Origin of the sequence: Streptomyces sp. NPDC079020 (genome assembly GCF_044542225.1) — a bacterium.
In the GTDB taxonomy this organism is placed as follows: domain Bacteria; phylum Actinomycetota; class Actinomycetes; order Streptomycetales; family Streptomycetaceae; genus Streptomyces.
In genome coordinates this window covers 66,903-73,372 of the sequence record NZ_JBITUB010000027.1, presented here as the reverse complement: position 1 = coordinate 73,372, position 6,470 = coordinate 66,903, and the positions used below count along the sequence as shown (strand labels likewise).

Annotated in this window: 6 protein-coding genes; 4 read left to right on the top strand and 2 right to left on the bottom strand. The window is 71.5% G+C overall.

The genetic code is table 11. The features are described 5' to 3' along the window. Together ACIGJO_RS34225 and ACIGJO_RS34220 are read left to right on the top strand one after the other, a co-directional pair. The coding region (locus ACIGJO_RS34225; RefSeq protein WP_399965022.1) for a hypothetical protein at positions 1-189 on the top strand (189 nt) is incomplete at its 5' end. Between the two features lie 72 nt (positions 190-261). Then, complete coding sequence (locus ACIGJO_RS34220) at positions 262-561, top strand: YciI family protein (RefSeq protein WP_399965030.1); 300 nt, start codon at positions 262-264, stop codon at positions 559-561. A 120-nt stretch (positions 562-681) separates the two neighbouring features. On the opposite strand, the gene ACIGJO_RS34215 is transcribed toward ACIGJO_RS34220, so the two are convergent. Beyond that, positions 682-1,509, bottom strand: a complete 828-nt coding sequence (locus ACIGJO_RS34215) for a TetR/AcrR family transcriptional regulator (RefSeq protein ID WP_399965020.1) — start codon at positions 1,507-1,509, stop codon at positions 682-684. 238 nt (positions 1,510-1,747) lie between these two features. Here ACIGJO_RS34215 and ACIGJO_RS34210 point away from each other — a divergent pair, with 238 nt between their 5' ends. Both ACIGJO_RS34210 and ACIGJO_RS34205 read left to right on the top strand, forming a co-directional pair. After that, complete coding sequence (locus tag ACIGJO_RS34210; RefSeq protein WP_399965018.1) at positions 1,748-3,961, top strand: MMPL family transporter; 2,214 nt, start codon at positions 1,748-1,750, stop codon at positions 3,959-3,961. Positions 3,962-4,119: 158 nt separating this feature from the next. Then, a complete protein-coding gene (locus ACIGJO_RS34205) occupies positions 4,120-5,565 on the top strand; it encodes an NAD(P)/FAD-dependent oxidoreductase (protein ID WP_399965016.1) in 1,446 nt (481 codons plus the stop codon). A 98-nt stretch (positions 5,566-5,663) separates the two neighbouring features. Here the strand turns inward: ACIGJO_RS34205 and ACIGJO_RS34200 are convergent, their stop codons facing one another. After that, positions 5,664-6,383 (bottom strand): MBL fold metallo-hydrolase, encoded by a 720-nt coding sequence (locus ACIGJO_RS34200; protein WP_399965014.1) that lies wholly within the window; start codon positions 6,381-6,383, stop codon positions 5,664-5,666. Positions 6,384-6,470 lie beyond the last annotated feature (87 nt).

The following is a 6,470-nucleotide window of genomic DNA, read 5'->3' as shown; positions in this document are numbered from 1 at the left end:
CCCCCACCCGACCCCCACCACCCCACGACCACCACCCCCTGGGACAGACCCGTAACCCGCAACACCTTGACCACCACCCACAACACCCCGTCCGCGGACCAGGGCCCGGTGGCCGGGCGGGGCCGGACCGTACGCCATCACCACCACCCCATAACCTCACCCCCGTCCATGCCAACAGCGGCCGCCTGAACGGCGGCCGGAGAGGAACATCCATGAAATTCGCCCTCGTGATCTTTTGAGACCGACGAGTCACGCCGCCGGATCCAGGCCGACCGGGACGCCTACCGCTCGGACTACCAGACCTGGACCGGCAAGCTCGCGGCAGCCGGAAAGCTGGTCGGCGGCGACGCCCTGGACACCGAGCACCAGCGCCCGGCGACCGTGCGCAAGGCCACCGACGGGGCGTCTTCGGTGACCGACGGGCCCGCGCACACCGGCGAGGAGACACCCGGCGGATGGTTCGTGGTGGAGGTGGCCGACCGTGCGGAGGCCATCGAACTGGCCGAGAGCCTGCCCACTCCGGAGACGATCGAGATCCGCCCGCTCCTCGAATCCGCCTGAGCCAGGCCGTCGTCGTACCAGCATGTGCGCACGGTGCTCAGCCGGGTCCACCCCCATCCTCGCGCCCGTGAGCGCGTGGGCGAGGACCGGTGACTGACCGGGCGCGGGCTCGGTGACGGGTTACGAGGGTGACGAAGGGGGCGCCGGGCTCGCGGTCGGGACCGGGGCCGTCGGGTCGAGGACCTTGTCGCCGATGACGGGGTCCAGATAGCGGAACAGAACCTTCTTCAACTCGGCGCTGTACGCCTCGCGTTCGTCCTCGTGCGCCGCGATCAGGTCGAGGCCCGCCTTGAACAGGGCCAGTACGGTGTTGGCGACGCGCGCACGCTCGGTTCCGGGCGTGTCCGGCAGATAGAGCGCGAGCAGTTGCTCGATCTGGGCGAGTACGGCGCCGTGGACCGTCTCGAAGCCCGCGGTGAGCTCTCCGGGGGCGTCCGGGCCGTGCATGAGGACGTGGAACGCCGGGTTCGCGGTCTTGAAGTCGAGCAGCGGGTCGATCACCGCGTCCAGCATCTCGGACAGGGGCAGCGCGATGTTCTCGGGTGCGAGCGCCTGGCCGTTCGAGGCCCGCCAGTCCTCCAGGAGCCGGCCGCCCAGCTCAAGGGCGATGGCTTCCTTGTTGGGGAAGAACTGGTAGAGCGTGCCGGGCGAGACCCCTGCCTCGCGGGCGATCGCGTTGGTGCTCGCTGCCGAGTAACCGGTCCGGCAGAAGACCGAGGCGGCGGCCTGGAGCAGCTGGGCGACCCGGCGCTCGCCGCGGGCCTGGCGGCGGCGCGGCTTCTTCGCGTCGGTCTGCGGGTGCTCGGTCTGCGGGCCATCGGTCTGCGGGCCATCGCTCTGCGCGTGCTCGCCGTGAGGTCCGGCGCTCCGCGCCTCCGCTCCCTGCGCTTCTGCTCCCTGCGGTCCTTCGTTCTGCGGGCGTGCGTTCTGCGGTTCCTGCTCGGGCATGGACGTCCTCCCACTCGCTCGTCCGGCCTGCCGTTCGCGCGTCTGCCGTGTTCCGGGCGCGGGGCAGTGATTGACAAACGCGAGTGATCACTCGCATTCTAGGGAAATGCGAGCGGTAGCTCGTGTTTGCCATTCTAGGGCAACAGGCGATCCGTCGTGCCCTGCTCAGGCTATGTGTGGCTGTCCGCGCGCAGGCCCGGCGGGGAGCCGTGGATCCAGGTGAAGAGGACACCGCACCATGACCGCAGTCGGCAGTCCGCCCGGGCCCGGCGGATTCACCGCCTTCGTGACCGCTCGGCCGCGGCTCTCGCTGATCGTCGCCCTCGTCGTCACCGCGCTCGCCGTGTTCGCGGGCAGCGGCGTCGCCGACCGGATGGGCAGCGGCGGCTGGCAGGACCCCGCCGCCGAATCGACGTACGCGACAGAGGCGCTGGAGCGGGAGTTCCCCGCCTCGCAGCCCAATGTGCTGCTGCTCGTCGACGGCGGCAGCGCGGGTGTGGACGATCCGGCCGTCGCCGCCGAGGGCCGGAAGCTCGCCGAGCGGCTCGCGGCCCGGGACGGTGTCACGGGAGTCGGCTCGTACTGGCAGGCGGACAAGGCCTCCGCGCCGGCCCTGCGTGCCGAGGACGGTGGGCAGGCGCTGATCGCGGCCCGGATCGAGGGCGACGAGAAGACCACGGCGCAGACGCTGGAGCGCATGGCCCCCGACTTCCGCGGCACGCACGGTCCGGTGGAGGTGACCATCGGCGGGCCCGTGGCCGTGGAGTACGAGATGACCCACACCATCCAGGAGGATCTGCTCAGGGCCGAGATGATCGCCCTGCCCATCACGCTGGTGCTCCTGGTGATGGTGTTCGGCAGCGCGATAGCCGCGCTGCTGCCGCTGCTCGTGGGCATCGTGGCGATACTCGGCACCAACGCCGTACTGCGCGGCATCACCGAGTTCACCGATGTCTCCGTCTTCGCCATGAACCTCACCACGGCGCTCGGCCTCGGGCTCGCCATCGACTACGCCCTGTTCATCGTCCGGCGGTTCCGCGAGGAGCTCGCCGACGGTGCGGAGGTGCGCGACGCGGTGGGCACGACGCTGCGCACGGCCGGACGCACGGTCCTGTTCTCCGCGCTGACCGTCGCGGTGTCGCTGGCCGCGATGATGCTCTTCCCGCAGTACTTCCTGCGCTCCTTCGCGTACGCCGGGATCGCTGTGGTGCTGCTCGCCGCGGCCGCCGCGCTGATCCTGCTGCCGGCCGCGCTGATGCTGCTCGGCCACCGGGTGAACTCCCTCGACCTGCGCCGGGCGCTCCGGCGCGGACGGCCCGAGGCCGAGGAGCGGGGCGCGGGCTGGGCCAGGGCCGCCGCGCTCGTGATGCGTCGCGCCCCGGTCTTCGCCGCCGCCACGGCGGCCGGGCTCGTGCTGCTCGGACTGCCGTTCCTCGGCGTGAAGTTCGGTACGCCGGACGACCGCCAGCTGCCCGCGGACGCGGAGTCCCATGTCGTGCAGCAGCACATACGCGACGGCTTCCCCGGCAGCCCCGACGGGGCGGTCCAGGTGCTCGCCGGCAAGGGGACGCCCGCCGAGTACGACGGGTACCGCGCCGAGGTGGCGGCACTGCCCGGCGTACAGCGGGTCGAAGGTCCCGTCGTCGCGCCCTCGGGCTCGGCGGCGTACTTCACGGTGCTGCCCGAAGGGGAGGCGGTCGGCGAGGGCGCGCAGCGCCTGGTGCACGAACTGCGCGACCAGAAGGCCCCGTTCGAGACCTCCGTCACCGGCCGGGCCGCCGTCCTGGAGGACTCCAAGTCGGCCATCGGGGAGCGGTTGCCCTGGGCACTCGCGATCATCGTGGTCGTCACCCTGATCCTGGTGTTTCTGCTCACGGGCAGTGTGCTGATCCCGCTCCAGGCCGTGCTGCTCAACGGCCTCAGCCTCACGGCGATGTTCGGCGCCATGGTGTGGATCTTCCAGGAGGGCCATCTGTCCGGGCTGCTCGGTTTCACGTCGACCGGTGACATCGAGACGACCCTGCCGGTCCTGATGTTCTGCGTCGCCTTCGGACTGTCCATGGACTACGGCGTGTTCCTGCTGTCCAGGATCAAGGAGGAGCACGACCGCACCGGCGACCACGAGCACGCGGTGCGGTACGGCCTGCGGCACACGGGCGGTCTCATCACGGCCGCCGCGGTGATCCTCGCCGTGGTGATGGTCGCGATAGGTACCTCACGGGTCACCAATACCAAGATGCTGGGGCTCGGTATCGCCCTCGCGGTGCTCATGGACGCGATGGTCGTCCGCAGCCTGCTCGTCCCCGCCGTCCTCAAGCTCACGGGCCGCTGGACCTGGTGGGCACCCGCTCCGCTGCGGCGGCTGCACGAGCGGTTCGGGATGAGCGAGTCGCTTCCCCCGCCCGCGGTGGAGCCCGACGCCGTACGGGAGAAGGTGTCCGCCGGAAGCTGAGGGCCGGGCGGGGGGTGAGGGACGGCCGGAACCCTGCGGCGCTGGTGGAGTTGCCGGGCGCGGAACACATCACCGGTCCCACCGGTCCCACGGGTCCCACCGGGCGAGGCGGGCGGTGGGATACGGTTGCTTCGCAACACAGCGTGGAAGGGATCCCATTGACGCGCGTTGCAATCGCCGGTGGCGGAATCAGCGGTCTGGCAGTAGCCCTGTTCCTGGGACGCAGAGGTCACGAGGTGACCGTGTTCGAACAGGACGACCATCGGCCGGGTGACGACCTCGACCAGGACTTCTTCGCCTGGCATCGTCCCGGCGTACCGCAGGCGGTCCAGCCGCACGGCCTCCTCGCCCCCGTGCGCCAGGTGCTCCGCTCCGAGACACCGGATGTGTACGAGGCCCTGCTGCGCAGGGGGGCCGGTGAGCGGGACGAGTTGGCGTGGTTCCCCGAGAGACCCCCCGTACGCCCCGGTGACGGGGACCTCGTGACGGTCCAGGCCCGGCGCATCGTGCTGGAGGCGGCGCTGCACGAGGCGGTGGAGTGCGAACCGGGCGTCGAGCTGCGGCGCGGGGACCCCGTGGCCGGACTCGTCGTCGAGCGGCGGGGAGACATCCCGAGGGTGACGGGAGTGCGGTCGGCCTCCGGTGCGTACGGCGCCGATCTCGTGCTCGACGCGAGCGGCCGGCGCTCGAAGGTGAACGGGTGGCTCGCCGAGGGCGGTTGCCGGGATGCCGTGGTGGAGAACCAGCGGATCGGCATCGCGTACTTCTGCCGCTGGTACCGGCTGCGTGCCGACGCGCCGAGGAAACCCGGGCGGCTCATGAACGGTTCGGCCTCGTCCTTCGCCGTAGGCGGGGTCTTCCCTTCGGACAACGGCACCTTCGCGGTGTCACTGACGGTGTCCACGGCCGACCCGACCCGGGCGGCTCTGAAGGACCCGGACGTGTTCGAAAGGGTCGCGAGGACGTTTCCCCCCGTCGCCGCGTGGCTGGCACTGGAACACGAGGCGCTCTCGGACGTCCTCGCGATGGGTGGCCTCGACAACCGCTGGACATCGCTCGTGGACGATACGGGGCCGGTGGTCGCCGGACTCGTCGGCGTCGGGGACTCGGTCATGCACACCAACCCCACGTTCGGGCAGGGCGTGGCGCTGGGCCTGCGGGCCGGACAGTGGATCGCCCACCACGCCAAGGACGCGGCGCGGGACCCGGTGTCGTTCACCGAGGAGTATCACCGCTGGACCGTACGGGAGTTGCGTCCGTGGTTCGACACCCAGGCCGCGTCCGACCTGGCCAGTGCGGCCCAGCTCGGCAGCCCGGCGTCCCGCACCACGGAGCCTCCCACCGGCGCCGCCCGGGAGCAGGCCGCCCGCGCCGCCTGCGCGCTGGAGGACCCCGTGGTCATGCGGGCGCGGGCACAGGTCCGCCATCTCGTGCTGACGGAGGAGCAGGCCTACGGGACCGAGGAGGTACGGGCGCACGTGGCCCGCTGGCTGGAGCGGCACCCGGACTTCGTACCCGGCTTCGACGGCCCGGAGCGCGAGGAGTGGGAGTCGGCCGCAGGGTTCGACGGCGCATCCGGTCTCCGCGTGGCGGAATCTGTGTGACGGGACCTGCGTGACGGGACTGGAGTGGAGGGACTTGAGTTGCGGGACCTGCGTGGCGGAGTCCCGTGGCGGACGCCGTCACAGGGCCCGCGCTCGGCTCACACCCAGTCGTTCTCCGGAGTCGCCGCCCGCAGCACCTCGCCCGCGCCGTGGTGCACCGGCTCGCCGTGCGGGACGCACAGTGCTTCCACCTCCAGCGAGGCCAGCCGCTTGAAGGAGGCGATGGCCTGCTCCCGGTCCACGTTGAACGGGCCGAGGATCGCCCGGCCCTCCGCGGTGGCGATGGTGTCCCCGGGGAACAGCACGCCGCTGGAGGGAAGATGCAGCGCGATGCTGCCAGGGGTGTGACCGGGGATGTGGAGGACGTGGACGGGCTCGCCCCAGCCCTCGATGGTGTCTCCGCCCCGCAGTTCCACATCCACCGGCACATGCTGCAGGGGGCGGACGTACGCACCGGAGGAGCCCGCCACGATCTGCTCGTGAAGCGCGCGTTCCGAGGCGGTGTGGACCGGCTCGGGTTCGGGTGCGGTCCCCCGGATGGCCGGAGCGTCCGCGGCACCGGCCAGGACGCGGGCGCCGGTGGCCTCGACGACCTCCGCGGCCGAGCCCATGTGGTCGATGTGCGAGTGGGTGATCACGATCTGCCCCAGGTCCTGCGGGCGGCCGCCGAGCCGCGTCAGGGCTTCGAGGATCGCGGGAGCGGAGCCCGGCATGCCGGTGTCGATCAGACCGAAACCGTCCGGCAGACGCACGAAGTAGACGTGCCCGACCGGAAAGGCCAGCTGCCAGACAGTGGGAGTGATCTGCGTGAGTTCCATGATGCGACGGTAGCGAGGGGCCGGCGGGTGTCCAGGTTCCTCTGCCATCAGCGAAGTGCCCGGAGCGCGGACGGAGCAGCCGGGCGG

What these genes read in the sequence shown, in the direction of transcription:
- ACIGJO_RS34215 (WP_399965020.1), bottom strand. Translation starts at nt 1,509, where the DNA reads ATGCCCGAGCAGGAACCGCAGAACGCACGCCCGCAGAACGAAGGACCG.
- ACIGJO_RS34210 (WP_399965018.1), top strand. Translation starts at nt 1,748, where the DNA reads ATGACCGCAGTCGGCAGTCCGCCCGGGCCCGGCGGATTCACCGCCTTC.
- ACIGJO_RS34200 (WP_399965014.1), bottom strand. Translation starts at nt 6,383, where the DNA reads ATGGAACTCACGCAGATCACTCCCACTGTCTGGCAGCTGGCCTTTCCG.